General features: G+C 56.6%; 19 protein-coding genes. 2 read left to right on the forward strand and 17 right to left on the reverse strand.

The annotated features are described in order from the left end of the window. Nucleotides 1-86: 86 nt before the first annotated feature. The 6 genes from Enr10x_RS14255 to Enr10x_RS14280 form a co-directional block, all read right to left on the reverse strand. Nucleotides 87-1,571 (reverse strand): HlyD family secretion protein, encoded by a 1,485-nt coding sequence (locus tag Enr10x_RS14255; RefSeq protein WP_145450198.1) that lies wholly within the window; start codon nt 1,569-1,571, stop codon nt 87-89. Next, nucleotides 1,561-3,702, reverse strand: coding sequence for a peptidase domain-containing ABC transporter (locus Enr10x_RS14260; protein ID WP_145450201.1), 2,142 nt, complete (start codon nt 3,700-3,702; stop codon nt 1,561-1,563). Before Enr10x_RS14260 ends, Enr10x_RS14255 begins: the two co-directional genes overlap by 11 nt. A 207-nt stretch (nt 3,703-3,909) precedes the next feature. After that, on the reverse strand, nt 3,910-4,137 hold the full coding sequence (locus tag Enr10x_RS14265; RefSeq protein WP_145450204.1) for a hypothetical protein: 228 nt from the start codon (nt 4,135-4,137) through the stop codon (nt 3,910-3,912). After that, complete coding sequence (locus Enr10x_RS14270; RefSeq protein WP_145450207.1) at nt 4,127-4,315, reverse strand: hypothetical protein; 189 nt, start codon at nt 4,313-4,315, stop codon at nt 4,127-4,129. Before Enr10x_RS14270 ends, Enr10x_RS14265 begins: the two co-directional genes overlap by 11 nt. A gap of 98 nt (nt 4,316-4,413) precedes the next feature. Beyond that, entirely contained in the window at nt 4,414-6,957 is a 2,544-nt protein-coding gene (locus tag Enr10x_RS14275; RefSeq protein WP_145450210.1) for a YbcC family protein, read from the reverse strand. 59 nt (nt 6,958-7,016) lie between these two features. Further along, nucleotides 7,017-8,606: a proton-conducting transporter transmembrane domain-containing protein gene (locus tag Enr10x_RS14280; RefSeq protein WP_145450213.1), complete on the reverse strand. Its 1,590-nt coding sequence runs from the start codon at nt 8,604-8,606 to the stop codon at nt 7,017-7,019. Between the two features lie 281 nt (nt 8,607-8,887). On the opposite strand from Enr10x_RS14280, the gene Enr10x_RS14285 reads away from it, so the two are divergent. Then, nucleotides 8,888-9,280, forward strand: a complete 393-nt coding sequence (locus Enr10x_RS14285) for a helix-turn-helix transcriptional regulator (protein WP_145450216.1) — start codon at nt 8,888-8,890, stop codon at nt 9,278-9,280. 3 nt (nt 9,281-9,283) lie between these two features. Here the strand turns inward: Enr10x_RS14285 and Enr10x_RS14290 are convergent, their stop codons facing one another. The 5 genes from Enr10x_RS14290 to Enr10x_RS14310 form a co-directional block, all read right to left on the reverse strand. Continuing rightward, on the reverse strand, nt 9,284-10,741 hold the full coding sequence (locus Enr10x_RS14290) for a DUF1501 domain-containing protein (RefSeq protein WP_145450219.1): 1,458 nt from the start codon (nt 10,739-10,741) through the stop codon (nt 9,284-9,286). Nucleotides 10,742-10,807: 66 nt separating this feature from the next. Then, nucleotides 10,808-13,228, reverse strand: coding sequence for a DUF1549 domain-containing protein (locus Enr10x_RS14295; protein ID WP_145450222.1), 2,421 nt, complete (start codon nt 13,226-13,228; stop codon nt 10,808-10,810). Between the two features lie 149 nt (nt 13,229-13,377). After that, nucleotides 13,378-15,009, reverse strand: coding sequence for a glycoside hydrolase family protein (locus tag Enr10x_RS14300; RefSeq protein ID WP_145450225.1), 1,632 nt, complete (start codon nt 15,007-15,009; stop codon nt 13,378-13,380). 29 nt (nt 15,010-15,038) lie between these two features. Then, nucleotides 15,039-16,607: a hypothetical protein gene (locus tag Enr10x_RS14305; protein WP_145106582.1), complete on the reverse strand. Its 1,569-nt coding sequence runs from the start codon at nt 16,605-16,607 to the stop codon at nt 15,039-15,041. Nucleotides 16,608-16,646: 39 nt separating this feature from the next. After that, on the reverse strand, nt 16,647-17,342 hold the full coding sequence (locus Enr10x_RS14310; protein WP_145106579.1) for a FadR/GntR family transcriptional regulator: 696 nt from the start codon (nt 17,340-17,342) through the stop codon (nt 16,647-16,649). Nucleotides 17,343-17,454: 112 nt separating this feature from the next. Here Enr10x_RS14310 and Enr10x_RS14315 point away from each other — a divergent pair, with 112 nt between their 5' ends. After that, the gene (locus Enr10x_RS14315; RefSeq protein WP_145450228.1) at nt 17,455-18,183 is read left to right on the forward strand and encodes an RraA family protein; all 729 of its coding nucleotides are present in this window, start codon (nt 17,455-17,457) and stop codon (nt 18,181-18,183) included. Nucleotides 18,184-18,215: 32 nt separating this feature from the next. On the opposite strand, the gene Enr10x_RS14320 is transcribed toward Enr10x_RS14315, so the two are convergent. The 6 genes from Enr10x_RS14320 to Enr10x_RS14345 form a co-directional block, all read right to left on the reverse strand. Continuing rightward, entirely contained in the window at nt 18,216-22,160 is a 3,945-nt protein-coding gene (locus Enr10x_RS14320; protein WP_145450231.1) for a hypothetical protein, read from the reverse strand. 92 nt (nt 22,161-22,252) lie between these two features. Beyond that, nucleotides 22,253-22,978, reverse strand: coding sequence for a hypothetical protein (locus tag Enr10x_RS14325; RefSeq protein WP_145106573.1), 726 nt, complete (start codon nt 22,976-22,978; stop codon nt 22,253-22,255). A gap of 75 nt (nt 22,979-23,053) precedes the next feature. Continuing rightward, nucleotides 23,054-24,091 carry a vWA domain-containing protein gene (locus tag Enr10x_RS14330; RefSeq protein WP_197997613.1) on the reverse strand — a complete coding sequence of 346 codons (1,038 nt, stop codon included), beginning with the start codon at nt 24,089-24,091 and terminating at the stop codon, nt 23,054-23,056. Then, nucleotides 24,085-25,008 carry a vWA domain-containing protein gene (locus Enr10x_RS14335; RefSeq protein WP_145450234.1) on the reverse strand — a complete coding sequence of 308 codons (924 nt, stop codon included), beginning with the start codon at nt 25,006-25,008 and terminating at the stop codon, nt 24,085-24,087. The genes Enr10x_RS14330 and Enr10x_RS14335 overlap by 7 nt, the downstream gene beginning before the upstream one ends. A gap of 67 nt (nt 25,009-25,075) precedes the next feature. Beyond that, a complete protein-coding gene (locus Enr10x_RS14340) occupies nt 25,076-25,948 on the reverse strand; it encodes a hypothetical protein (protein ID WP_145450237.1) in 873 nt (290 codons plus the stop codon). Continuing rightward, entirely contained in the window at nt 25,948-26,808 is an 861-nt protein-coding gene (locus Enr10x_RS14345) for a DUF58 domain-containing protein (protein WP_145450240.1), read from the reverse strand. The genes Enr10x_RS14340 and Enr10x_RS14345 overlap by 1 nt, the downstream gene beginning before the upstream one ends. Nucleotides 26,809-26,847 lie beyond the last annotated feature (39 nt).

The following is a 26,847-nucleotide window of genomic DNA, read 5'->3' on the forward strand; positions in this document are numbered from 1 at the left end:
CCAGCCGGTGTGAACGGAACCAGAGAAAGACTCTCTTTAACCGCCAGAGACAGCCAAGGCGGCATACTTAACGTAAATCTCCTATTTTACTTCGGAAGCTTGGGCGGCTTGCTTTTGGAGCTTTTCTGCCCTGGTTCTTCCAGCGAAATCGAAGGGGGAAAACCGTTGAGTTTCCGCCAGACCTCGTACCAGAGGGGCACCTGATTCAAGAGCACCCAGGCATTTGCACGCACCCCCTGCCGTAGGAAGCGGTCCTGGGGCCAGGGCTGGTCATCGGGATCGGGTCTGACCAGGATGCGGAATTTTCCGCGACCGTCATCAATGGCATCCACCGAAACGACCTCCCCGCCAAAGGTGCCGACCGCGACAGAAGGCCAGCCGGCAAACTGGATGGCAGGCCAGCCTTCGAACTGCAAACGCACGTGTCTGCCGGGCTCGACGAGGGGGGCATCGTTGCCATCAAGCCAGATCTGCACGGAACGATCTTTGGTAAACGGGACGATCGTGCAGATGGGATCCCCCTGCTTCAAAATGGCGGTTCCCAGGTTCGGAGTAATATGCACGATGTAGCCGTCAAAAGGTGCCTTGATGATCTGGTTCTGCTGACGGGAGACTTTGACCTGCATGTCGAGCACATCTTTTTCCGCTTTATTCAGCTCCTGTCGGGACTTGGCAATATCGCTCTCCGCCTTGGAGACATCGCCATTCGCTTTTCTGAGCAGGGCTTTGGCTTTGTCGATCTCGGCCTGTGCCTTCTGGATCTTGGCGTTACGCTCGCTCTGTTTGCCCGCGAGTTCGTCTTTGGCGGCGGCGTAATAGAACTCGGCCCCCTTGGCCTTACTCATTGCCTCTTTCAGTTTGCGCTGAACTTCCTGCAGCTTCTGGAGCGCGATATTATTCTCGGCATACAGGGTTTTCATCCGATCGAATTCGGCCTGCAGCTGAGGAATCGCTGCCTCTAACTCCAGCAGTTTCTGTTGTTCGGCTTTGACCTTTTTCGCTGCCACCTCGATGTAGGAATCCTGGGCCGCGATCGTTTCCTGTTTGACGGTTTCGTAGGCCTGGACCTGGTCCCGATAGGATTCAACGATCGTTTTAGAAGCCTCCAGTGCCCGCTGACTGGCTTCCAAATGCTGTCCTGCAGCGGTAACCGCCTGGCGGGAGTTCAAAAGCTGCATGTCCAGCCGAGCCGCATAGGATTCGTCCAGGTCACGAATTTCGGCAATCACCTGCCCTTTTTTGACCTGCGCATTTTCGTAAATCTCGTCTCCCCAGCGGGCGATTTTTCCCTTGATGGTTGCCTGGATCACCTGCTGCCGCTGATCGGGAGAGTAAGCGAGCACATTCCCGGTCCCGGTGACCGACTGCTGCCAGGGGGCGAACATCATTAATAGGATGGTCGCGATCAACATCAGGAACAGAACTTTCGCGATCCGCCGCGCCAGGCGGGAGGAACGCACGAGTCGCAGGGAGGGCATACTCGATTCGCTGTAGGCGACGGGCGTCAACATCGATAACCGCTGCTCTTCTGCCTGAGAGGCGGGTACATCCAGAGAGGGTTTAACTGACATCGGCGGGTCCTCCTGAAAGAATCGCTTCCGCATCCGGGAAAGCATGCACGCTGGTTCCCAGTTCCACCAGGTTCCGTCTGCCCGTGACCATGATCAGAGTCCAGAGCCGTGCCGGCTCGCTGAGCATGCGGGTCAGCGACTCTGCTTCTTCATCCGGGAGCGCATCGAGCAGACCGTCTATCAGCAGCAGTCGCGGCCGTCCCACAATTGCCCGGGCCAGCATCAGTTTCCGGGTCTGATTTTCAGTCAGGGGATAGCCATGATCCACCAACCGAGTCTGCAGTCCCTGGGGCAACTGCAGAACCTGCTCATACAGGCCCACCCACTCCAGGGCTTCGCGGACGTCGCTGGTGGAAACATAGGGGCGCTCCAGATGAATATTTTCTTCCAATGTGCCGGTGAAGATTTCAATATTCCGCACCAGGGCCACATGCTTCCGCAGGGCATCGGGGCGCATGTCGCGAGGATCGATCTCGTTAATGGAAACGTGCCCTTTGGCGGGGGGAGACAGTCCGAAGAGCAGATCCAGCAGGCGACTCTTTCCGCTGCCGCTGGGTCCGGTCAGCATCAGCCGCCCGCCACTTTCGACATGCAGATCGATCTGGTGATCGCTGGTTCCGCCGTGAAAGTTCGTAAAGCCCACGCCATTCACACTGACCTCAGCCGGTTCGTGCTGAGAGATCTGCAGCAGGCCATCCTGTCGTTCCATGGGCAGGTCGAACAGCACGCCCAGCTTGTCCACGGAAGCGAGGAGATCGTAATAACTCTGCAGGTGTTTTCCCATCTTGGCGAAGGAGCCGACAATCACGGTGACGATCAGCTCTGCCGCCACCAGTTCCCCGAGGGTCAGCTGCCCGGCAATCACCAGCCAGCCCCCCAGTCCCAGCAGCGTGGTGCTGGCGGCTGCCTGCAGTCCGAGTGCAAACACGATCTGCCGCATCACGATCCTGAAGTGTTTTTTCCGTGCATTCAGATACTCGTAGGTATAATGGTCGGCCTGATCGAGGGCGAACTCCGCTGCCCCCCGGTAACGAAACGCGGTCGGACAGCCAATGAGATCTTCCAGCCAGGAGGCAACCGTGTACTTGGCTTTCGATTCTTTAATGCTGGTATTCACCGCCCCGCGCCCGAGGACAAAAATCACAAACAGGATCAGCGCCAGCAGCACGATATCGAAGCCCAACAGCCAGGGGTGATAAAAGGCCAGCACGGTCATCCCGATCAGCGTATTCAGGACCAGGGAGATCCCATCCAGCATCAGCGCCGATGAAGCCTTCTGGACGGTGATCACATCAAAGAAGCGATTGACCAGTTCCCGGCCCGACTGTCCGGCAAGTGCGCCGGGGACTACGCGCGGCAGTCGATAAGAGAGATCCGCAGCCACACGGGCAAAGATCCGGCGTTGTATGATTTCCACCACGTACGTCTGCAGTCCGAGCAATGCCGCAGAAAACGAAAGGAAGGCGAGCAGCATCAGTGCGAGAATCACGACCGGCTGAAGCAGACGACCGAAGGCGACAGTATTCACCAGCGATTCGACTGCCAGCGGAGTCGCCAGGGCGAGCAGCCCCGTGATCAGGGCAAACACGGTGACCGTCCAGATGTCGGCTGCTTCGGGTTTCATCAAAGTCAGTACCCGGTCCAGCGGAGGCAAATGATGCGTCTCATGTGCACCATCGCTGGAGGCAGACAGGTCCGGCTTGATCACCAGGCAACGCACCACCTGGTCGCGTTCGTTCAACTCCAGCAAGCGTCTCAATCGGCGGGAGCTGACCCAGAGACGGCTCTCGTTCTGTTCGGGTTGCAGCAACTGAAAGCGTTGCCGCTTGCTGCTTAACAGCGCGACCCAGTGGGGGGGATCTCCCACGCGGGTGATGACACGCCCCCCTTCCCTGGTAATGTTGCGGACTTCACGAAAGGTGCAATCCATGAGTTTGAATTTCAAACCCAGGCTGCGGCTGGCTTCAATCAGCCAGCTCCACCAGTGATCTTCGTGTTGTGAAGTTGTTGCTGCTGCAGATTCGATCAACGTGCGCTGTATGCGCGATCGGTCAGCAGCGTGGCCAGCCTCGATTGAAAGTTGCTCAAACAACCAGGCGGCCGCTTTTATATCGGAGCGGTCCAGATTCATAAATGTCTCTGTAACAGTAATCAGATTACCAGGCGGGTTAGAAAAAATCAGACTCCTGATATTTTCTATGGTGGAAATCAATCAGGCAGCTAACCCCGGAGGGTTTTGTTACCCGTTGATTTCCTGATACTTACAGGAATCGCAAGATAGAACGTTTCCCCAGATAATCATAGGGACATTTTCTCATTTTTAAAGGAATGTTTTAATTCAAATACCTTCCATCTCGTTATCAATAGCGAAGTTAAATCGTTCACGCCTGAAATTCCTGGAACGTGCCAGTGCGCGTTCCAGCGTGAGAGCGGCTGTATCGGTAATCAGGGAAATACAGACCGCGAGGTCCTGATTCTTCTGATTGACGATGATCGATCCCTGCGCATGAATGATGCGAACGCGGCAGGCTTGATCAATTCCCCCCCGGGACCGTTCAGATTTCACCGCTGAGGCGTGTCAGATATCGGACCCGAGCCCGGGTTGTCTGCGTGGTTTTGATTGTGACTTCAATGGTCTGCAGCATCGAATGAAAGCGGGACAGGCCGTCATACAACCTCTGCTCGCACAACTCGCTTTCCTGATATTCAGCGCAGTGCATCTTCTCTGTCATCGTCAAAGTCATTGTCTGTTCTCCTTTCTCAAGTAACAGGATTTGTTCTTACCCTGAGGTATAAGTCAGATCTGTCGGCAGAGCCCACTCTGCGCGACTGTGTTCATTCTTCAGACTGCTGAATCAATTTGCTTCCACTGATTTCCAGTCTGATACTGATAAAAACTCCCCTCTTCGCAGGCGATGAGATAAACCCAGCCTCCATTCAGCAGATTAGAAACCAGGGTATGTTTTGAAATCACGTTCTCTATGGCCTGTCTCGAGGCAGCAATCACGACCTGCAGACGCAGCGGCTGGTGCTGGAACATCTCTCCGGTATGCAGCGACTGCCAGGGAAGCCCGGTCTTCAGATCGCCTCCATTCCCGGAGAGAATTCCAAACCCTCCTGCCACGTTGTGCAGAGTTTTATTACCACTGCCGAAGTGTCGCTGATCGACCGTGGATGCGTAATACTGCATATTGATCCAATGGGCTACGACCATGGGAGCCGTCATGATGTTCTCTAACACGGTTCCGTGAGGATCCTGCTCCTGATCGTAGTTGTGCAGAAACGTACGACCGTCCAGATCCATTTGTCTGGTTAGATTTCGCGGACCGACCACCAGAGCTGCATTCCCCGCTAACCCCCATTCCGGGCGGACCTCCGACCAGTCATACGCCCGTCGCAAGAGATCCTTAGTTGAGGGACTCTTGAGTGTCGACAACCGTTCCACGCGGGTCTGTTGTGTTGCCTGAGAAATCAGAGTCTGCAGTGATGTCAACTCAGCCTGATGTGATTCAGGGACCTGGTCTGTTTCAAACAGTTCGATCCGATCGGTTGTGGTATTATGCACGCCTGCCAGAAAGATCGTATCATTGGGAATTTCAATTCCTTTTCGCTCCAGGCCCTGTCTGACCGCTGGAAGATTCAAGATCTCTGCTGCTACCCGTGCATTGGGGGCACCGGAATGACCGCCACAGGCTCCACAGTCCAGTCCGGCCTTAAGAGGATTATTGACTGTCTGACTTTCGTGACCACAAAAGACGACCAACCGGGAAAACTGTGTAGTGAGACTCATATTCCTTAAGATTGCTTCAGCCATTTCCGTGAGCTTATCGGGGGTCACCCCCTGTTCGCTTAAGCCCCGCAGGCTGGGTCTGGGAGCAAGATTTTTCTGCGTGGTTTCTCCCTCTTCAGACTGCTGCACACCGATTCTTAAGGTCCGTTTCCCAAGCAGTAATCCGTAGAACAGCCCCATGGTTTCCACGAACGGAAAACTGCCCACCGCCGACTGCTGGAACCGTTTCCAGAGTCGGCCCACCGACCTGCGGATGCTCTGCCTGTTCAGTAATCTCTGGTCATCAGCCAGATCTCCCGTGGTCATTTCTTCAAACAGCTGGAACTGGGGCTGGAGCAACACCGGGAGCTGATTGTCCCCCGTTACATCTCCCCAGCGGATATATTCCATGGGAATCCCGAAAAAGCCGGCAAACCCGAGTGTTTCGATCTCCGGAGACGTCTGCTCCAGTTGCCGTCGAATCCGCTCGGAACGCACATCGATGCAAAACGCCAGCTGGGCCATTTTTCGATCGACCAACCGGGAGTTTTCAGCAGCAGACTCCTGCATCTGACTGAGCATTCTGTTGCGGAAGGCAATCTCACAAGTTCGCAGGAGGATGTACCGCTGGAGGACCTGCTCTCCGGCATCGGTGGAAATTTTGAATCGAACGGGCGTGGAGTCAACCAGGCTATGCCAGTCGACCAGAAATGCTTTCGCTTCAGAAATCGCTGCTTCGTAAGCCAGCCGGATTGCCAGCAGCCCGGTGAGATCGCAGTCTGCTGAATCCTCTGAGGACCACTGTTCTGACTGATATTTGGCCCAGGCGCTCCACCCGGGTACCTGATATGCCTGGCAGAGCAGATAGGTTTCCCAGAGTTGCCGGGGAACCTGCAGTTTCTCCAGCAGATAGATCAAAGCTGTCTCCGGAGCGGGCGGCAGCTGCGCTACCAACTCCCGGAAACCGCTGATTCCCAGAATGGCCATACTGCGATCGTGCCGTGCTGCAGAATGCCAGGCCTGGTACAGCGACAGATGCTTCCAGGGACTGTTCCAGGCAGCCTCTCCCTGATCGTAGTGCATGACACAGAATTTCGAGAGTTCATCGCTGATGACTTCAGTCCAGCGACTCCCGGTGTGTGTATCCAGAATTTCAGAGAACGCCTGCATTTGTCTCTCGCGGGCAACCTGGCTGTCAGCATCCTGTTCGACCATCTCTGGGTCTTGTTGTTTCAGAGCCTCAACAATCTGCGCTGCTGTGGGGCAGGACGTGGCTGGTAGATTTTCCGACTCCAACTCTGCGAGTGCAGTCTCGATATCCGCAAGCTGAAACTTTCCGGCCTTGAATTCGGCAGCGTAGTGCTGCAATGGCATCAGGGTTTCACAGTCGGAAAAAATCTGCAGGTATTTCCGGACGTTCAGGAAAGATCGGTCTGTGATTCCGTGGTAAGGATTGACAGCGACATAGTCTTTCAGAGGCCAGACGGGGGCAATGCACTGATGTACGCTCTCGAGGGCTTCCTGCAGTTGCTCCCGCTCAGGCAGTGCCGCAGCGGGCATCTGCTGCCAGACGTCTGCTGTTGTTTCTGCAAAGACTGAGGATTGAACTTGTGACATGGAAAAAACTTTCTCTAGAAAAACAGTCTGGATTGATTAGATTCCGTTACTCAGCAGATTCACTGTTTCACGAGGTGCCCCAGTCGCTGCCTCAACCAGGGCTCGATGTAAAACCCATTGAGGGCATGCACGTAGAGTGAATTCATCCACGCTGGCCTCCGGGACTGCGTCAACCTGTCATTGAGCAGCGCCAGACAGGAAAACCCGATGACGATCAGAACTGCAGACCCGCCTACCAGATACAGGTGAGCCCCCGCAAGGTAGACCGTTTGTGCTGGCCCCATCAGGCGATCGACCGAGATGAAAGCAATGCAATACAGCAGGCAGAGCAGCCCGCAGAGACAGGCAGTACGAATCAGCAGCAGGCGCTCTCCGGATTGCCAGGCGAGCTTCAACCAGCCCGTCAGTGCCAGACACACGATCAGCCCGAGCAGAATTCCCCCCGGCTTGGTGACAGGACTGATCCCAAACAGGGTCGTCAGCCCCAGGTAACCGAGGACCACGCCCGCTCCCGTCAACAGCAGCCTGACCGGGGAGACGGATACTACTTGAGCCGGTTCAGCCCCTCTTCCCAGAGCGAGTTTCTGTTCGAGGACACTGCCACTGCTGAGGAAAGCATGTGCTTTATAGAAAGAATGTGCCAGCAGATGCAGCATCGCTGCCGAAAAGGCGCCCAGCCCGCACTGCAAAATCATGAACCCCATCTGGGCGATCGTGGAATAGGCGAGCCTCTTTTTAATGCTGTTCTGTGTCAGCATTGTGATGGCAGCAACACAGACTGTCAGCATGCCGATCAGTACCAGCGAGATCATTGCCGAGGGAACCAGCTGCACCACAGGACTGGTCCGTATCAGGAGATATCCGCCGGCATTGACGATGCCGGCATGCATCAGGGCAGACACCGGAGTCGGGGTCTCCAGTGTCTGAGGCAGCCAGGTGTGGAAGGGAAACTGCGCCGTTTTCACTACTGCCCCGAGAACCAGTAGCCAGACCGCCCAGATCAAACCAGTAGCCTGGGCTGTTTCGACTCCCTCCAGCAGCCGAAACAGCGCGGTGAAGTTCAGTGTCTGGTACTGTTGATAGATCAACCCGGCGGCAATCAGCAGGCAGACGTCACCGATTCGGCTGACCGTAAATTTACTCCAGGCGGCCCGCCGGGCAGCCGGTCGATCCCGGTAGAACAGCAGCAGGTGGTGTAGCCCCAGGCTGGAGAGTGCCCAGGCCGCGATAAACAGGAAGAGATTTCCAGCGAGTGCCATCAGGGAAACCGCGCCAATCACCAGCCCGGTCCAGCGATAGTAGTTCCCCAGCCCAGGCTCGCCATCCAGAAAGCGGATGGAGTAGCGACAGATGACCCACCCGATAAAGGAGACCAGAGCAAACATCAGGCAGGCGGTCCCATCCAGCAGCAGGATCTCGAATCCTGCCATTTCCAGAACATCCGGTCCTGCGGGAGTAACGGAGCCGAACCAGGTGATAGACATCCTGTTCAAAGTGACCAGGACTGCCAGCAAGGCCTGAATCCCGGCTACCCCGGTAACAAAGTCCCGCAGTTGAGACTGGAACCGACGGCACCAGTGGGAAGGTAGCAATCCCGTACAAATCAGCAATCCCGTAGAAATCAACAGTGGCCACAGCATCAGATCCATGACTTCCCCTTTCAAATAAACGCATTATTATTCACGAATTTTATTTCGTCAATATTTATTCGCCATTATAAGTGGAGTTTTTGAGGAATTCTGACCAGAAAAAATAATTTCATCAAAAGATGTTTACTGTTCAGCCGATCTGGTATTCATGAATAATATTTCGTATCATCAATGTCTCTCACGGGATACGGTCTTTTTCCGGAGTAACAAAGCAGACGTAAAAACAGCCTCTAGACAAATTCTGAAAAAAACGTCTGAGAGCAGAGAAGTGGAGTCGCTGAATGGGTAAATCATCGAACAAAGGTCAGTCACGCAAAGCCGCGCAGGGAGACCGGAAAGGGAAAGTGGCCCCGGTTTCCAAGGCTGACTCTGCCCCCGACAGCAAATCCACGACAGAAACGGGACACCGCTGGACATTCCTGACGAATCATGCCCATGTTTTGATCGTCCTGCATCGGAATCCCACCATTGTTTTGAGAGAAGTGGCTCTGGAGGTGGGAATCACCGAGCGGGCGGTGCAGCGAATTATTCAGGACCTGGAAGAGCAAGGGTTTCTGCAGCGCGAAAAAATCGGACGTCAGAACCATTATGCGGTGCTAACGGACCAGGCCTTGAGGCACCCTATCGAAAAACACAAATCGATCGGTGACCTGCTGAATCTGGTTTCCCGGTAATCATCAGGCGAAAAGTTCTTTGACCGCCTGACCTTTGGCGTCCTTGGTGACGTAGAAGGGGCGACCTTCGATGTCGAAACCGGTTTTGGGGCTGACCCCCATCGCAGTCATGATGGTGGCATGCAGGTTTTCGATGGAGACGGGATTTTCAATCGCCATCAGAGGACGCTCATCGGCCGTTTTCCCGTAGACGAAGCCGCGTTTCATTCCGCCGCCGAACATGACGACACTGGTGCCCCCCGTGAAATGACGATGCAGGCCGAAGTGCTTCATTTCAGCAATTTCGTCGACTTTTTCGCGGGCCTGATCCCGGGCATTGGAGCCGGGCTGCCCTTCGATCAACGCATCCCGGCTGAATTCCGAGGCAATGATGACCAGCGTCCGCTCGAGCATTCCCCGCGCTTCGAGATCAAGAATCAACTGCGTGATCGGCGGGTCGATCTCCTTGTGCATACGATCCATCGTGGTATGCCCGTCGGCATGTGTGTCCCAGTGCAGAAAGGGAACATACTCGGTAGTGACTTCGACAAACCGGGCGCCCGATTCCACCAGGCGGCGGGCCAGCAGACAACCGCGTCCGAAACGACTGTCGCCGTATTTCTGACGGACTTCTTCCTTTTCCAGCGTGATGTCAAACGCATCACGCTCTTTGGAACTGAGGAGCCGATACGCGTTGTCCATCGAGCGCAGCATCGATTCCTGATGATAATCGCTCATCAGTTCACGTTCCGGACTCTGGTCGATCAGCTGTCGATAGAGCTTGTTACGGTTCACGAAGCGTTGCCCCGTCATCCCCTGCGGCGGCCGCACCGATTTGGCGGCTTCCTCAGGATAAGGCAGGTTAAGCGGACCGTATTCGCTGCCGAAAAAGCCAGCCGTCGTGAAGGCTTTGAGCTCTTCGCTCTCGCCGACGCCTTCGAGCCGCTGTCCAATGTTGATGAAGGCCGGCATCACGGGATTGCGGGGACCGATCACGCGGGCCATCCAGGCCCCCAGATGTGGAGCCGCCACGGTCTGGGGCGGAACGTATCCGGTGTGCCAGTGATACTGATGGCGTGAATGCAGGATGCTGCCCAGATCGGGTTGGACGGCGGAACGAATCAAAGTCGCCCGGTCCATCACCGAAGCGATACCTTCCAGTCCATCACAGATCTGCAGTCCGTCGACAGCAGTCGGAATCGCCGGGAAGGTACTCAGCATGTCAGCAACTTTGAGCCCCTTCTTGAACGGCAGATAGCGTTTGGGATCGAACGTATCCGGTGCCGCCATCCCGCCCCCCATCCAGAGCAGAATACAACTGTCAGCGGTGGCTTCGGGATGCTTGACCGGTCCGTTTTCGTTGGCAGAGAGCAGACGCGGGGCCCCCGACATCAGTGACGCAGCACCAGCGGCGCTCAATCGCTTGAGAAAATCGCGTCGGACGATCTGTTCGGGAGCGGTGGGATCAATTTCAAATGTCATTGGTCATTCTCACAGTGAGAGGCACATTGATTCTCGGATTACATCCATTCTCTATTATACCACAATTCAGCGAATCAGGAAAAACTCGGGGAGCATGCAGACCGACCATAACAGGTCTTCCACCTGGGCGGGCTGCGGTTTTTCTCCCAAAATCTGAGTGATGATTTCCGATTCGGCGGCCGTTGGTTCGCGAGACAGAGCGAACTCATACAGGTATTTTGTCAGGCGTTTTGGATCGCCATCTGATTTTTCGATGAGGCGTTTCGCCCCGTCTGAAAAAGCCTGCGCCAGGGACGCTTCGTTGGAGAGATCGATGGCTTCCAGCGTCGTCAGCTGGCTGGGACGCATCGAGACGATCTGCTCCCGCATGGGGCGGCCCAGGGATTTCATCAACGCGGTATTTTTGAGCAGTGAGGCCCGGACCATCGGCTGTTTTCCTTCCGCGGCGACCGCGAGCAGGCTTCTGGCCTGTGCGTCAACAGCGTTGGTCCAGCTGCCGACCGGCTTAACGATGGTGACCGGATTCCATTTCCCGGAGATCCCCCCCAGGCGTCCCTCTTTCGTGGCGGGCGCCTTGGGGTTCCACTCCCACGTTTCATCAGAGGAGATCGCCAGCTGCTCACCATTCTCCAGCTCCAGCCGGGCATCGAAGAAGAAGCCTGCCGGATTCGGAGTGCCGCCCCCGTTATGCACGATGGCGGTAATCTCGTTCTTACCGCGTTTCAACAACGTATGCAGCGGCAGCGTACGGACCTGTGCCCAGTTGTCTCCCCGGTCGACTTCCCGGCGGTTAATGAACAGGATGTGTGAATTATCGCAGGTCAGTACCGCCCCGCCCCGCTTGACCGCAGCGGGCAGATCGATGATTTTCCTGACGACGATCGTCTCATTGGCGGGAGGCACTTTTTTCGCGGAATCACCCCAGATCCATTTGCCTTTGAGATCGAATTCCGATGCGGTTCCCGGCTCGATGCGCGTGCGGAAGATGGGAGCGTCGAACTTGGCGGGAGCGGAGCCGGTGATCTGCCAGACGCCGTCCAGGAACTGTTCGGCAGTCAGGCGACGGGAACGGGGCCCCCGGTAAAGATAGTCGGAGTCTTCGATGCCCTCGACGATTTCGACCTGCGACTGGTACGCCTCGGAAGTGGCGATCAGTTCCAGGACCTTCTTCAAATCGTATTTCTGGTCACTGAGATAAACGGCGAGATAATCCAGCAGGTCTTCATTCCACGGTTTCGTCTGCATCGCATCCAGCGGGTAGACGATGCCCCGCCCCAGCATACGATGCCAGAGTCGATTGACGATCGTACGTGTGAAACGTCCATTCTGTGGATCCGTCATCAGCTGTGCCAGCTGCTGCAGACGCGCTTCGCGGGAAGCGGCCGCATCGATAGTGCCGATCTCCGGGAAGAGCCAGCTGGCTTTGGCTTTTTTGCCGATCGGTTTATCACAACGGTGGATTTCCAGTTCCCGCTCGGAATAAATGGCCGCCAGTCCGTACGACTCTTCGAGGGTCCAGCGATCGATGAAACTGTCGTGGCAGGAAGCACACTTGAGATTGATGCCCAGAAAGGCCTGGCCCAGGCTCTGGGCAAACTGAATTTCAACCGTCTGACCGGCAGAGACGTTCCCCCGCCACTTGATGCCGTCAATAAAACCGCGGCTGGCATCGGTCGGCGGCGCGATCAGTTCCCGCGTCAGTTGATCGAAGGGTTTGTTGTAGAGTAGTGATTCATACAGCCAGCCGGAAACCTGTTTCCTCCCCCCGGTGATGAAGCCGGTGCCGCTGTAATCATTGCGGAGCAGATCGTTGAAGAAGGAGAGCCAGTGATCGGCGTAGGCGGTATCATCGTTGAGCAACTCCCGGATTTTGCGCGTGCGTTTGTCGGGAGACGGATCGTCCAGGAAGGCGTTCAATTCTTCCGGCGTTGGCAGCAGGCCGACCAGGTCGAGATGAATGCGTCTGAGGAAGGTCGCATCATCGATGGGACCGGGTCGCGGCAGCTGATGTTCGGCCAGGTAGTGATCGATCAACCGATCAATGGGATGCGTGCGGTTGTCAACCGCGGGGGGCAGTTCGGGTCGGCGGGGTTTGAGCGGAGGTTCGTAGGCCTGTTTCCCAAAGGTAAAGCCGGCTTCCCAGGGGAGGTCTTCCGCGACCCACTGTTTGAGCGTGGCAACCTCTTTCTTTGAGAGCCGCGGTTTTCCCTTGGGGGGCATCTGCATTTCCGGATCGTTGGAGGTGACCAGTTCGAGCAGATACGAGGCCCCGGCATCCTTCAGATCCACAAAGCCGGATTCCAGCCAGAGCTGGCGTGTATTCAGCGAAAACGAGCCCTTCGCCTCGCGGCCCCCGTGACAGGCAACACAGTGCTGCTTCAAAATCGGGACCACATCATGCGCGAAGTCAACAGGCTTCGCCTGGAGGGCGGACGCAAGATTGATCTGTAAAACAATCAGTGCGGGAATAACAAATCGTGAAATCATCGGGCGAGCCTGCTGCAGGTGGGAAAATCCGTCTATGAATCAAAGCACTATTATATCACAGAGGGACAGGGGCTCGCAATTTGGTTTCGCAATTCTATGTACCGGATGAACAGTCTAATAAGAGATATTTCCAGCACATATTCCTCAGATCACTGACCAACATACAGGGCATACACCTTGACGGCGTCGGTATCCGGAAACGTCACGCGGAGCGCCAGTTTTTTTCCCTCAGGTAGTGAGCCTGTCTTGCGGGCAGGCCAGACGACTGGGGTGCGCGTGCCGGGCTGAGTGATGCGGGCCGCCTGGTCACCCGAATATCCGGGCAGCGGGCGGTCGAATTCATCGAGCAGTTCAACCGTCAACGGTGTCTCTTTGCTGACACCTTCCACGTTCACAGAGAGTTTTAATGCCCCTTCCGTTTCGAAGTCCGTGGTCACGAAATGCGCGGCATTGTTTTCGATCTGGCGGGAGAGATAACCAAAGCCGTCCCGTCGCAGTGTGGCCAGACCGATCTCCATGTTCTTCAGTTTGCCGCCGGTATCCCAGTGGGAATACCAGATCATCGTCTGGTCTCCCTTATTGACAAAGGCGTGTCCCTGCAGCAGGGCGATGTCGTCCCATTCCCCAGGTTTGCCCCGGGCAATCACCGGGTGATCGGGCACCGGTTCGCGGAAGTGGATGCCGTCATCGCTGACGATCAGTCCCAGGTCGACGCTGACGCCGGTATTCCAGTAGCGACCGTCTTTGGGTTTCTCGGGCGCATCCTGCCACATCCCGTAGAGGCCGACCAGCACATTGCCGCGATTCCAGATGCCGGCTCCCATGTGTGTCTGCTGGCCGGGAATCGGCGTCGCCGTCAACTGCCCCGGCCGGGCAAACGAGAGTGCCTTGGCGCGGGACCAGTGGTCAAAGTCGGGCGAGCGATAGGTGAGCATCACACGACCGATCTTCGAACCATCCATCCGCCAGGTCCAGGGGGTAATCAACTGGCCGCTGGCGTAATAGAAGTTGCCGTAGCGATAGAGGCTGGAGACTTCAAAACGTTCGCCGCCCGCATTCATCGGGCGATCGCCGACCACGTTCCAGGTCAGGCCGTCCGCGCTGGTCGCGCAGATGAAAGCCCCCCAGCGACGTTCGTCGGGACCAATCTTACTGCGTCCCCCCTTCACATCGGCAAAGGGGGGATGCGCGATATAGGCACACTTATATCTTCGCTCTGGATCGGGATCGCGGGGGTCATACAGGACCGTCAGGAAATCGTTGACCTTCGCCAGCGAGGGAACCTGCGACTTGATTAAACAAATATTGTTCTGTTTGTTGCCGTTGAACTCGACCAGATTCAGTTGCGGTTTGGTCCAGTGGATGCCGTCGTCACTTTCGGCATAACACATGGGACGCCACCAGCCCGGTGCCTGCCCGCTTTTGATGGCGGTCTCGAACATCCCCAGGTACCACATGCGAAACTTGCCGTCGATATAGAGCACGCTGCCGTACAGAATCGCATGCCCGTGATCGGGGGCGCCTTCGGGTCCACGACGCAGCACCGGATTGGCGGGATGTTTCTGCGCCGTCTGGGGCGTCAGCGCCAGATTGTTGCGCCAGGGAATCGCGCGATCGTCGAAGGAGAAGAAAACCGCTTCTTCGACGGCTGGCCCCCGTGCGACAGAGACTTTGCCCGGCGATTGAGCCGACAGAGTGGAGGGCAGGCAAACGCCCATCAGCAGGGTTAACAGAACGGCGGGTACATGATTCTGTAGACGAAAAACTCGAGGGGCGTGCATGTTGGTTCTTTCGTGTTCAGGCAGGTTCATCAGGGGAGCAGCGACTGGATGCGCGGGGACTCCAGTTCTGATTTGGGGATCGTGGACTGTTTTAATTTTGCCAGATCGGCACCGCAGCCGGTCACTTTGGAGAGATCGGTCAACCATTCCGACTCCTGTTCCTGGCCGGTCTGCTGCTGAAACTTCCCGAACTCTTCCGGTTTGAAATAAGTTTGATCGAGTCGCAGGCTCTGCAACTGGTAACGGTTACGGTCGCCGGCCCATTTGACGTCTTTCCAGATCGACATCTCCGTGGTTAACGGCTCAGCAGCGCGGGGGACATTCAGATATTCATACTCTGCTTCCTCAAGCTGTTCCGCGATCGCACCCACGATGAGCGAGTCAAAAAGTTTCACTTCGCCGCCGGTCGCCTGGAAGTTGAGGCCCATCAGCGTGACATGACTGGCATCCAGAATGGAATTGCGGGAGATACGGACTTCATTCTTTCCCCGCACCCGCCGGATGAAGACATTGTTCATCTTCAATGTGCAGGGCGTTTTGGCTTCCGTGCGGCCGGTCAGCATCAGCGTGCGGACTGCCGAAGAAAGCACGACCGCGTTGGTCAGTTCATAACGCCCTGTATCCAGAAAATAGAGATCGAAGCCGAGGCAGTCGCGGATAAAGACCCGGTTATAGCTGGTCCGGCTGGCGCCGGTATCACAGATGCCGGTCGAATTTCCGATCGATACAAAGCCGTCGACTTTGTACTCGGCAGTTTCGTGAGCACTGATCCCGTCATCGCCGCACTCGATGGCCCGGATATTCTCGAACAGCACGTCTTCGCAATGCCCGTGGATATTGAATCCGTCGTTGTAGGGATGCGTGCAGGTCAGATTGCGGATCACCAGATGTGCGTTGTAATTCTCTTTCGAGCCGCCAAACTGCACGCCCGCGGAACGGACGGGAACACGAATATTCTGTTCGCTGAGCTGAGCACCTGAGGAGACTTTCAGATAGAATGACCCTTTGCCCCGGAGCGGCTCCACATTCGTGGTTCCCTCTTTGACGAACGTCCATTCGCCGGGTTGCAGGTCCTCCGGTTGTTTGAGTTCGTGGCTGGGGCCTTTGGAGGTGCGTCCCATGTGGACCATCTTACCATTCCAGACGAAAAACCAACGCTGCAGGATGGCGGCATTGACCGCGGGCAGGAGTTTTTCACAGCGATAGAGGTCCGGTTTGACTTCCTTCCATTGTGTGATGTCCAGGGGATCGGAACCTTCCAGCGTCGCGCCATGCCCGTCCAGGATAATCGGCTTGCCCGGCTCTCCCCGTTTGCCGTAGAAGCCCGCGTATTCGTAATAGACTTTGGGCTGGAGGTGAATCGTGTCACCGGGCTCAGCAATGCGAATCGCCTGCCGGATGGTTTTGAGTGGCCCCTCTGTGGAGGCATCATTACCCTGATCCGGATCGACGTGGATATCACGGGCCACCGCGGTACTGGAGATCAGCAGCAGCAACGCCAGTCCGAGAATCAGTTCCCCTGCCCGGCAACGAGACTGAAATTTCTGATTTCGATTCTGTATTGATTTCAATCTGTATCGGTGTGAGATCATTTGCATTGGATTATTCCCTGTATTGAGCACTGGCGGGTCTGCACTTCAGTTATTAGGTTTGTTTTCCAGCCAGAAACGGGATTGCATCTGCATCATCGTGCGAGCCCGGTTGGAATCGCGATCCCGGATCGCAGCCGCGAGCTCCTGATGTTCCCAGATCATCCGTTCTCCCGTGGCGACGTCGGACTGATAATCCTGATAGGCGGAATCAAAAAAGTTGACCAGCACCCGCTGCATGCCGGCAATCAGATGGGATGATGTCATCTGGAGCAGCAGCGTGTGAAACGCAATATCGAGTTCGGAAATCTGTTCGGGGCGCTCGCTGCGGATGGCGCCTGCCATCTCGCCTGCGAGATCACAGAGCTGCTGACACTGTTCATCGCTGCCGTTGCGGATCGCCAGATCGACGGCCCCCATCTCGACCACGTAACGCAGCATCGCGAGTTCGGCGATGTCCTGATCGGAATCGAATAACGAGGGGAGTCCCAACTGCAGAAGGCGAAGGGGATCGGGACGGCGGACAATTAACCCCAGACGTTTACGGGCTTCGAGCAGGCCAATCGCGACCAGCCGGCTGACCGCTTCCCGGGCAACGGTCCGCGAGACGCCATACTCTTCAGCGAGGTCCGCTTCGGTCATGAAAAAGGCCCCGTCCATGAGCCGATCCGCCTGAATGCGGGCCCGAATCCGCTCGGCGAGCTCATCGGACTGGGTCAACTGAGGACTGGTTCCTGTAGACATATATGCTATTTATTCCCACTTTTTGAAGACAATTCAGTTCCATTCCGTCATTATATCTCATTTAATAGTATCTGATCTCAATTCGATGTCAAACCTTTTTTGGAATTCTCGCATGCATGTCCTGCCTGATTTGGCCGCATTACAGCGTTTTGACACACCCACCATCTGTAATGCGATTGAACTGTTCGAGGTGCGTCCCCGGACCGCCGGTTACATGAACCGGGAGATCGCGGCCTGTTTTCCGGAACTGCCTCCCATGGTGGGCTACGCGGTGACTACGACGTTCCGCTCCTCTGCACCGGCGGGAGCAGACATCGATCCCGGGGTCTCGTCCCGGCTGATCAGTTCGTTTGCTGACCTGCCCGGTCCGGCGGTGGTCGTCTTCCAGGACCTGGACGATCCACCCACGGGGGCTACGTTCGGGGACGGGATGTGTCTGACCTACAAAACCTTCGGCGCGGTCGGGTTGATCACCTCGGGGGCTGCCCGCGATATCGATAATGTGCGGGCGCTGCAGTTCCCCTGTTTCAGCAATGGAGTGATGAGCGGCCACGGTTACTGTCACTTTGAAGAGACCGGCATTCCCGTAGAGGTCGGCGGCTTGACGATCCGCCCCGGCGACTTACTGCACGGCGACTGTAACGGCGTGGTGACGATCCCCACGGAAATCGCAGCCGCGGTCCCCTACGCCTGTGAGCAGTATCTGAAGTATGAAGCGATCGTGCTGGACCCGCTCCGCGCAGGACGCGCCGACCTGACGAAGCACCAGCAAAACATTCAGGAGATGCAGGCCCGCCTGGCAGAACTGAAGCTTGAACTCAAGGCGATGATCGAACCGTAAGCATCTCAGATTTTATGATTAACAGAACCGTTTCAGTCTGCCCGGCCGACCCAGCGGCGGGCCACCTCTGAGAGGTCGGGCTCTTCTCCTTCGGGTGCTTCAAAATAATAGTGCTCCAGTCGCGAGATGGAGCTGCCCAGTTCCTGTTTACCTGCCGGGCTCAGACCGTTTTTGCGTTCGATGTCCTTGAGCAGCCCCAGCACGGTGAACGGCGTAATCTGCTCGGGCATCTGGTAGCGGGCAGTGGACACCGTTTGTGTTTTTCGCGTGACCAGTTTGAAGGCGACTCCCAGTAACAGGAGCAGCGCGACGCCGCCTACGATGGGCAGCAGCCAGGAACGTTCCGGAGTGCCGTATTCCTGCTGCAGCATGATTTCCGGATCGACGGAGACGAGGTCGGCATCATCGAACCGCTGGTAGGTCACTTCATGCGCTTCATTTTTCGGTAGCCCGAAGGAGAACGCTTCCGGATGCTTCGTGAGATCCGGGCGGGCTTCCATGGAGACCATCCAGATTCGTTCGGAATCGATGGCATTTCCCGGCGCGGTTTTATCAAACTGGGAGACAGAGACACCTTCGTTCTCAATCCCGGTGATGTTGAACTCCTTTGGCTCCAGGTCCACCAGCTGATCCAGGTCGGGCATCAACCCGATTCCGGTGGCGCGCACTTCGAGTTTGAGTTTTCCTTCTTTGGCTTCCCGCTCATCGAGGGTTTGCGTGATCGTCACTTTTTCGAAGGGCCTCAGATCCCCCTGCTCCGGCGAGGCATCAATGGGCAACGGAGCCGATTCGACGGGAATGATGGCGTAGCCTGAAGTATCCATGAAATCCATGTCGAGCGTGAGACTTGGAATTTTATCGACTTCGGGACCTTTAGGCTTCAGCAGGATGTACGCATAGGGAGTGACCCGCCAGCCATATGTTTCCGCGGCGCGGGAATTGACGTCTTCACTCTGAAAGGTGATCGAGCGAATTTCGAAATGTTCTTCCAGCGCGGTGCGGACGCCGTCCTCGAATTTATCGCGGTAGTTCTCCAGTGGACGCCCATAGTTAAAGTAATAGTAGCCTCCCTGGTTCTGGTTCTGCAGGTACTTGGAGAATCCGCCCGATTCCCGCTCGATCTCTTTGGTATGCCGCAGGTTGACAAACAGGCCGAACGGTTCGCTGTGCCCCACCACATCGGAGCCGTCGATTTCGGTTTCCAGTTTGATCTCGGTGACGAGGTCTTTGTAGTAGTCGTAGACCTTCTTCGCTTCCCGGGCCTGCTCATGATCGCCGACAATTTCAAAGCCCGCTTTCAGGTACCGGAATTTGACGCCCGGATTCAGCGAGCTGAGGCGGACGAACAGCGAGTTGGCAAACTGATCCATGTGCCGCTTCGCGAGTTCGCCGGGCAGACTTTCAATCGCCTGTTTGATAAGTGGGAACTGCGTCGGATCCGAAACCGTGGTATTCGTGATCTTCCCTAAGTCGGGTGCCCCCAGGCTGGCGTAAAACCAGGTTTCATAGACCGTCGATTCCTGTTTTTCTTCTTCCAGTGTTTCAACCTGGGCCGCATACAGTTCTGCCGCCTTCTGAAAACCATCCAGCGAAATCTGGCGACGCTGCGAGAATTCAGTGGTCCGGTTGAGTTCCTGCTGGAATTCATTCGCATCGTGGTCGAGCGCCGCTTTGGCCAGTTGTACCGCCCAGGATTTGGGATACTTCTGAACGGCTTTCTCCAGCACTACCTGGGCAGTCGCGTAGCCCTGGATGACTTCGCGTTCAATGTCTTTCTGTTTGCGATTGGTTTTAGCCGCCTTCTGAGTTGCCGGCATCCGCCAGACTTTGCCCAGGTTAGCCCGCATGGTCTGTATCAGGGAGGCCAGCGTCTCGGGGTTCAGTCCATCCACGGTGCCGTAAATTTTCTCGATCGCATCCAGTTGATAGACTTCCGCCGAACTATGCACCTGGGTGAATGCCTGGGTGATCAGACTCTCATCGATCGGTTCGATGGGGAGGTCGTTGATCCGCTTGATCCAGTTGGCGAGCTCTTCCAGATTACGAACCTGTTTGGAGCGGGTCAGCGGAATGCCCTGCGCCCGCTGATTGAAGCCCCAGGCGAACATGTAAATGCTGGTCCGCTGCTGTTCAGAATTGGGATTGTGATTCTTCGTCCAGACCCGCAGGAACTGTTCGGCCAGGGATTTGGCTTCCCGCGGATCGATGGGGGCCAGCTTCTCAATGTAGGGGAAGGCTTCGTCTTCCTCTTCCACTTTCAGATAAAGCTTCGCGATCGTAGTCATGAAATCCAGATGCAGGGGCTGATCGACCAGGGCCATCCATTTTTCATCGGGAACCATCTCCAGGATTTTTCCGGTTGAGATGGCCTGAATCCGGTTCTGTCGCGCCATTTGCGGTTGCATCGACATGCTGCTGCTATAGTAATAGTTCCCGTAATAGTCCCGCTGCATGATCCGACTGCGGCTGGTGGAATAATCGTAAGTTTGGGAAATCTGAGCCTCACGGAGCCAGTTGGTGGCCATCATCTGCAAAGTCTCCTGCCACTCCTGTGCCTGTTCGGGAGCCGCTTTGAGCAGCGCATCGACGGCGATTTTCTGCAGCTCCAGGCTCTTCAAACGAAACGAGCTGCTGCTGATCTGAGTCGACATGCCCGTGGCGACGGCAGAACCGATCGAGGACAGAATCTCTTTGCCCCGTTCAGGTCGCTTGCTGAAGCTTTCACTGAGCCAGGCCTGCCCCAGTTCCTCTTTAATGCGGGGCGTAAGCTCGACGGCCCGCTTCAAAGCCTCTTCTTTTTCTTCGGGAGTGATCTCACCCACGGCGAGCACCGCCTGCAACGCGGTCCAGGCGTTTTCCAGGTGCTCATTCCGTTTCTCGTGTGAAGGCAGCGCCAGGTAATAGCGTGAAAGCAGATTCAAGGCTTCGCGATCATCGTCTTTGATGGCGTCATCCAGGGAGGGCAGGAAATCCGCCAGATACTGGGCCTGCCCGGAATCGGCCAGCAGCTGCGCGATCTGGCGTTTCGTCAGCACTGGTTCCGTTTTCTGCGACTGCTGAGCCAGTTCGCGGAACCGTTTGAGGTATTCCTGGATAGCATATCCGTCCTGCAATGAAATGCGGAAGATACCCGTCAGCTGACCGAACAGGGTATTTTTCTGATTCTGCTTCTGCTTGAGCTGGGCGGCCAGTTGCGGATTCTGCTGGATTAACTGCTGCATCTGCGCGGAATTGACCGAACTCTGAGGCAGTTTTTTCGCATCGATTTTTTCAGACGCATCTTCAGGGAGGAGTGCTGCCAACTGAAAGAAGTCGTCAATGCTAATGACATTCTTTTCGGCGAACTGGGGATAACGCGTGCCTGAAGGGCGCGGCGGATTCTGCAGCGAACTCATCAACTGCAGATAGAGTGCTGCGTACTCTTCCTGCGGAAGTGTTTTGAAAAAGGCTTTGACTTCGTCCCAGTTCCCCAGCGTCACATTCCGCTGCAGCTCGGCGAGCTGCTGTTCGAATGCTTTCAACTCGGCATCCAGTTTCTGCTGCTGAGCTTTTTTATCGGCGGCAGCCTGCTGTTCGGGAGTCAGCGGCTTCTGAGCGACCAGCGGCTGATCTGCCGATGCGGGCTTCGCGGCCTCGATCGCGGGAACTTCTTTCTCCGGTGTGGCCCAGGCCTGGATAATGGCCGAGGAACGTCGATCAAACTTCAGCTTCTTGATCGCCGCCTCCCGCTTCTGCTGATGGGCTTTCTGCAGGGCCTCAGCTGTGGAAGCATTGGCTGACGTTGCCGGTTTCGCAGTCGTCGTTGCGGACGCAGCGCTGGGAACCGGGCGGGACGCCGCACCAACGACTGGCGCTGCAGGCAGACTGATTGCCTGCCCTGACGCGGGCAGTGTAAACTGTGCCTGACAGAAGTTACCATTTCCTGCGCACAGGAACGTTGCGATTGTGATCGAAAGAGCGAGTTGCAGTCGCTGCATCGGAAGTCACCTTTTACTGGAATACGAAATCAAAAAATGAAAAGCAGTCTCGGGTGGATTCGCCAGGGAATCCACCCTTCCCTTCGTGCCTGTTATGAACCACTCTTATCCGGCGGAGGGCTGGCACTGGCACCGCGGTTATCTTTGGCCTTTTTCTGCCCTTTGCCTTTTTTCTTACCTTTCTTTTTGCCGTTACAGACGCCGTTGCAACAGCCTTTGCACTTGCACTGTTTGGGAATCGGTATCCCCTGCAGGTCGGTCAGATCCAGGTTCGCCAGCCGGATGACGGCTTCCAGATTTTCCTGCTGTTCCTTCAGCTCACTCTTGTTGTCAGCTTTGGCCGCATTTTCCGCGAGAAGGCGATAGTTCTGACGCGAGGATTCGATGATCGGTTCCCAGCCCTCCTTGCCGACCCCTTCCAGCCGCAGGGTCCAGGTCACGTAGTATTCCGCGTTGGCCATCGCGGAACGCGTCTGTTTGAGCAGTTCCTGGTCGGGCTTCTCTTCTGCCTGGAGTTCATCCAGCAGCGCCTGCAGATCGAGGTAGGCATCGGGGAGCTGGCCGTTGAACATCATGGCCTTGTCGCGCTCCAGCCGCAATTTCTGTGCTTCTTTCACGTTGTCCGAGGGGACCATGGGCAGGGCTTCGTTGTAGAGGGCCACGGCCTGATTCCAGTTGCCCTGCTCCTCAGCCGTCTGAGCGGCTTTGACTCTCCGGTCCACATCATCGAGCTTCAGCTGTGCCTGACCCGGTCCGTAGTGATAGGCTCCCAGAAAAAACGGGACCAGCCCCCAGCAGAGTAGCAGCATAATTCTCATTGGACTTTCCTTCCTGCAATCAGTTTCCATTGCACAAGAGACTTAACTGGTTTCCTGTATTCTTTGTTCCCCCGGTCAAGTAGCCGACGGATGCAGTTGTTTTGTGGTTCGCGCACGCTCCGACTCCCGCCGGGCCTGCGCCCGTTCTTTGCGACTTGTAAACACGCCCGGTTTCCAGCCGGTGCCCCAGTAATGCAGCAACCAGGGGATCAAGGCATAGATCAACGCCGACAGTCCGCAGATCGCCAGGGCATATTCGCGGCGGGTCAGTTTTTCAAAAGGATTCTCTTCGCCGCCGACCGCCAGCTGATCGATCAGGTCGGTGCTGAGATGTTTTTCGTTGCCGTTGTGATACGTTCCGTTCAGACGAATGGCCAGCTGTCGCAGCGTGGAGACATCCTGCCGGGAGTGGTGCCCGTTGATAAACGATCCCTTGAGGGAATCGCCGACGCCGATCACAACCTCATTGGCAACCGAGACCGGCATTTTGGGCATGCCGACGCCGGGCACCGTATCGCCGTCACTGATCAAGAGCAGCGTGGTACTCCGTGGATTCCAGGGTTTTGCCAGTTCAGCGGCCTCTTTCAGGCCGGAAAACAGGTCGGTCTCGCCGGAAATGAAGGCGTGATGCATGGGGAGATCGTTGAAGATGTTATGGATCACTTCCAGGTCTTTCGTATCTTCCACGACCATCTTCGCCTCGTTATAGACGGCGATCACGCTGGTGCGATAGCGGTTCATATTGGCCCGTTCGAAAAAGGACTCCATGATGACCGCCGCCCGTTTCATTCGCGACTTTTCTTTCTTCTCGCCGGCGTCTTCGAGTCGCATACTGGGGGACACATCCAGCACGATCAGCAGGTGTTTCATTTCGTCTTCGGGGATGGTCTCGGCGGCATGAATTTTGGGAGGCAGCAGCATCAGCGTGACCAGACCCCAGCAGAGCCCCGTGAGCGCCAGCACGCGGAGTACGGGAACCGCGCGGGCCCAATATGCGGGCCGGGCCGTGGGACCGAAGACCAGGGGCGCAATCCGCCTGATGCGCCAGGAATGAAGCATTTCTGCCCCAATGGCCACCACGAAGATCACGAGTGCCGCCAGTTCTGCTACCACGGTGTAAACCTCAATCCAAAGAGTGAGAGGGTGCTGCTTCCCAGCAGGATCAGACCTGCCAGGCTGTAGGGATAAAAATCGTCCATCGACTCGGCAGCCGTCCGTTCCAGACGGGTCTCCTGCATTTTGTCGATGTGTTGAAAGACGGTTTCGAGGGCCTGCGGGTTTTCCGGTTCAAAAACTTCGCCGCCGGTCAGTCCGGTGATATTCACCACCGGTCCCGGGACCTCGCTCGCCGCGATGTGAATCGCGTAAACCACGATGCCATCCGCTTTGAGTTTTTCTGCAATCTCCACATCCTGCCCGTTGCCCAGGTCGAAACTGTACCCGTCGGAGACCAGCACAATCATCCGGTCCCCCTGTTCGCGGGAGACGAGGACTTCCCGGCAGGCACGCAGGGCTTTCCCGATTTCGGTACCTCCCAGCCAGTACGGATGCCCGGGACTCATGGGATCCATGAAGGGGGGCGCGCATTTGATGGCGGAGACATCCGTCGTCAGCGGAACCCAGTGCAGCACTTCATTGCCGAAGAAGGTCAGGCCGAAGGCGTCCCCTTCCCGGTAATCGAGAAATTTATTGATGGCGGCCATGGAAGCGTCGTAGCGCGTCCCCTCATCGCCAAAGCCGGCGGTCATGCTGCCTGAGACGTCAACACAGAATTCGATATTGGTCAGCACGCGCCTGGTTTTGGGAGCACTCAACTGCTGCGGCCCCGCGAGGATCAGCAGGACGACCGCCAAAATCAGGGCCGGCAGCGACTGGGCGAGATTCACCAGCGTCCCCCAGATGCGTCCGCGCGGCTGGACTCCGTGGTCAAAGGGGAGCACAACGTGTCCCCCGTCACGTCGCCAGACCCAGACCAGCAGCGACGCCGGAACGATTAAGAACAGGAGTATCCAGGGGTGAGTGAAACTCATAACGACGGTTGACCAGTTTGCCTTTCTGATTGTGAATGTTGTCAGTGAAAACGTTTTCAATACTCTGTCACGAAGCGAGGGACGCCAGTTCCTCATCCAGGGCATCCGCGGGCAGATGCTGATACGGCTCCAGAATCTTCGCGATCTCGGGAGCATTCAAACGCTGATCCGCATCGGGGCGGTGCAACAGCATTTCCAGTTGCTGTAACAGTGGGCCGGCTTCCTCGTGTTGTTTTAAAATCTGCGTCACCTCGGCAACGTCGGTCTGTTCCAGATGCAGTCGCTTCCGCCAGAAGGCGACGAGCATCATCTCCAGTTCCGCCATCTGGGATTGTGTCAGTTCGCCGGCGATCGCCTTTTCGACCATAGGCTGCAGGCGGTCTGACAGCGAGGGGGGCGGCTGTTGCGTTTCGTCCTCATCCACTGCTGTTTTGCGTCTGACGAAGACGATCAGAAACATGCCTACGACCCAGAGAATGAAGATCACGGTCATCCAGAACTGATAGCCGCCAATCCGGGGGATCGTCGTCGTCGCGGGGCTGTTGGGCTCCACGCGATCGGCGGGCAGGATCGATTCTATTTTGATCGGGATCGCCGGCAGTTCGCCGGTTTCGCTCCGGTCTTTGCGTTCGAGGAATGTTGCCAGGTTGTATTCGCCGGGCGCGAGACCGTAGTATTCCAGTTCATAGCGGAACATGTCCGGCCCGTGCGGGTGGATGCTGACGATCCGCAGGATGATCGGGTCTTCGTCGGCGATCTGTTTTACCTGCAGTTCCGAACCGGGGAGAATCACCTCTTCGACGCGTTTCGACATGCCGACCGACGTACTCGAGGCCTCCGCGGCACGCCCGGTTTGCGGCAGCAGGAACCAACAGGCGAGCAGCACCAGCAGCACCGGCCCGTGGAATCGCACTCGCATTTTCTTCGGCTGAGCTCTCATTAGCGGCTCCCTCGTGACAGAATATCGCGTGAGGAGAAGAACTGGCGTAACCGCGGGACGAACGGTTCGTCAGTTTCGATCAGCAGATGGTCAATGCCGCTGCGTTTCAACTGAAAATCGATCTGCTCCTGATCGAGCCAGACCTGTCGGCCGTGGGTCACGAAATCGCTGCCGGTCTCTGCTTCGCGGGCCCGCATCAGCCCGGCTCCCCGGAGTCCTGTTTCCGCGGGATCTTGAAACTGGATCACGACGGTGTCGTGCATCTGTGAAAGCTGCTTGAGGGCCGGCACCGCTTTGGGATCGTGCAGGTCCGACAGGACGATGATCAGCGCCCGGTTTTTCAGGCTGGGGCTGAACTCGGCGACCCGCTGTCCGATGGTCGTCTGTTCGTCGTAGCGGAAGCGTCTTAAGCGAACCAGCCACTGCATGACCTGGTCTTTCGACAGGCTGGGGTGAATTCGCAGATCGGTTTCGCCGACGCCGAGCACGCCGACAGGACTGACGCGTTCCAGACAGGCGAAGGCGAGCCCGCCCGCGATGTGCAGGGCCAGCGCGTATTTACTTTTCGCGGTCGAACTGATCATCATCGAGGCGGAGGTATCGATGAGCAGATAACAGGGGAGCCGCTTGGGCGTTTCGTATTCTTTGATATAGAGCTTCCCGGTGCGGGCCGTGACCCGCCAGTCGATGCTCTTGATCGGGTCTCCCTCCTGGTAGGGACGCGACTGAAAGAATTCCAGGCCGGAACCGAGGAACGGCGACTTGTCGGTTCCGTAGCTCAGGCTGTCCGCGAGCCGCTTGACGGCAATGTAAAACTGCCGCGCGTCCAGCGGATCAATCTGTTCCAGCAAGCCTTCCATGAATCACCTGTTCCCATTCGGAGAGAGTTTCAAAACAAC

The sequence above is a fragment of the Gimesia panareensis genome (assembly GCF_007748155.1).
Taxonomy (GTDB): domain Bacteria; phylum Planctomycetota; class Planctomycetia; order Planctomycetales; family Planctomycetaceae; genus Gimesia; species Gimesia panareensis.

Excerpts from the sequence above, each read along its gene's own strand:
- Enr10x_RS14270 (WP_145450207.1), bottom strand. The coding sequence starts at position 4,315 with ATGACTTTGACGATGACAGAGAAGATGCACTGCGCTGAATATCAGGAA.
- Enr10x_RS14300 (WP_145450225.1), bottom strand. The coding sequence starts at position 15,009 with ATGCACGCCCCTCGAGTTTTTCGTCTACAGAATCATGTACCCGCCGTT.
- Enr10x_RS14295 (WP_145450222.1), bottom strand. The coding sequence starts at position 13,228 with ATGATTTCACGATTTGTTATTCCCGCACTGATTGTTTTACAGATCAAT.
- Enr10x_RS14335 (WP_145450234.1), bottom strand. The coding sequence starts at position 25,008 with ATGAGTTTCACTCACCCCTGGATACTCCTGTTCTTAATCGTTCCGGCG.
- Enr10x_RS14315 (WP_145450228.1), top strand. The coding sequence starts at position 17,455 with ATGCATGTCCTGCCTGATTTGGCCGCATTACAGCGTTTTGACACACCC.
- Enr10x_RS14280 (WP_145450213.1), bottom strand. The coding sequence starts at position 8,606 with ATGGATCTGATGCTGTGGCCACTGTTGATTTCTACGGGATTGCTGATT.
- Enr10x_RS14275 (WP_145450210.1), bottom strand. The coding sequence starts at position 6,957 with ATGTCACAAGTTCAATCCTCAGTCTTTGCAGAAACAACAGCAGACGTC.
- Enr10x_RS14305 (WP_145106582.1), bottom strand. The coding sequence starts at position 16,607 with ATGCAAATGATCTCACACCGATACAGATTGAAATCAATACAGAATCGA.
- Enr10x_RS14310 (WP_145106579.1), bottom strand. The coding sequence starts at position 17,342 with ATGTCTACAGGAACCAGTCCTCAGTTGACCCAGTCCGATGAGCTCGCC.
- Enr10x_RS14255 (WP_145450198.1), bottom strand. The coding sequence starts at position 1,571 with ATGTCAGTTAAACCCTCTCTGGATGTACCCGCCTCTCAGGCAGAAGAG.
- Enr10x_RS14285 (WP_145450216.1), top strand. The coding sequence starts at position 8,888 with ATGGGTAAATCATCGAACAAAGGTCAGTCACGCAAAGCCGCGCAGGGA.
- Enr10x_RS14345 (WP_145450240.1), bottom strand. The coding sequence starts at position 26,808 with ATGGAAGGCTTGCTGGAACAGATTGATCCGCTGGACGCGCGGCAGTTT.
- Enr10x_RS14260 (WP_145450201.1), bottom strand. The coding sequence starts at position 3,702 with ATGAATCTGGACCGCTCCGATATAAAAGCGGCCGCCTGGTTGTTTGAG.
- Enr10x_RS14290 (WP_145450219.1), bottom strand. The coding sequence starts at position 10,741 with ATGACATTTGAAATTGATCCCACCGCTCCCGAACAGATCGTCCGACGC.
- Enr10x_RS14325 (WP_145106573.1), bottom strand. The coding sequence starts at position 22,978 with ATGAGAATTATGCTGCTACTCTGCTGGGGGCTGGTCCCGTTTTTTCTG.
- Enr10x_RS14320 (WP_145450231.1), bottom strand. The coding sequence starts at position 22,160 with ATGCAGCGACTGCAACTCGCTCTTTCGATCACAATCGCAACGTTCCTG.
- Enr10x_RS14340 (WP_145450237.1), bottom strand. The coding sequence starts at position 25,948 with ATGAGAGCTCAGCCGAAGAAAATGCGAGTGCGATTCCACGGGCCGGTG.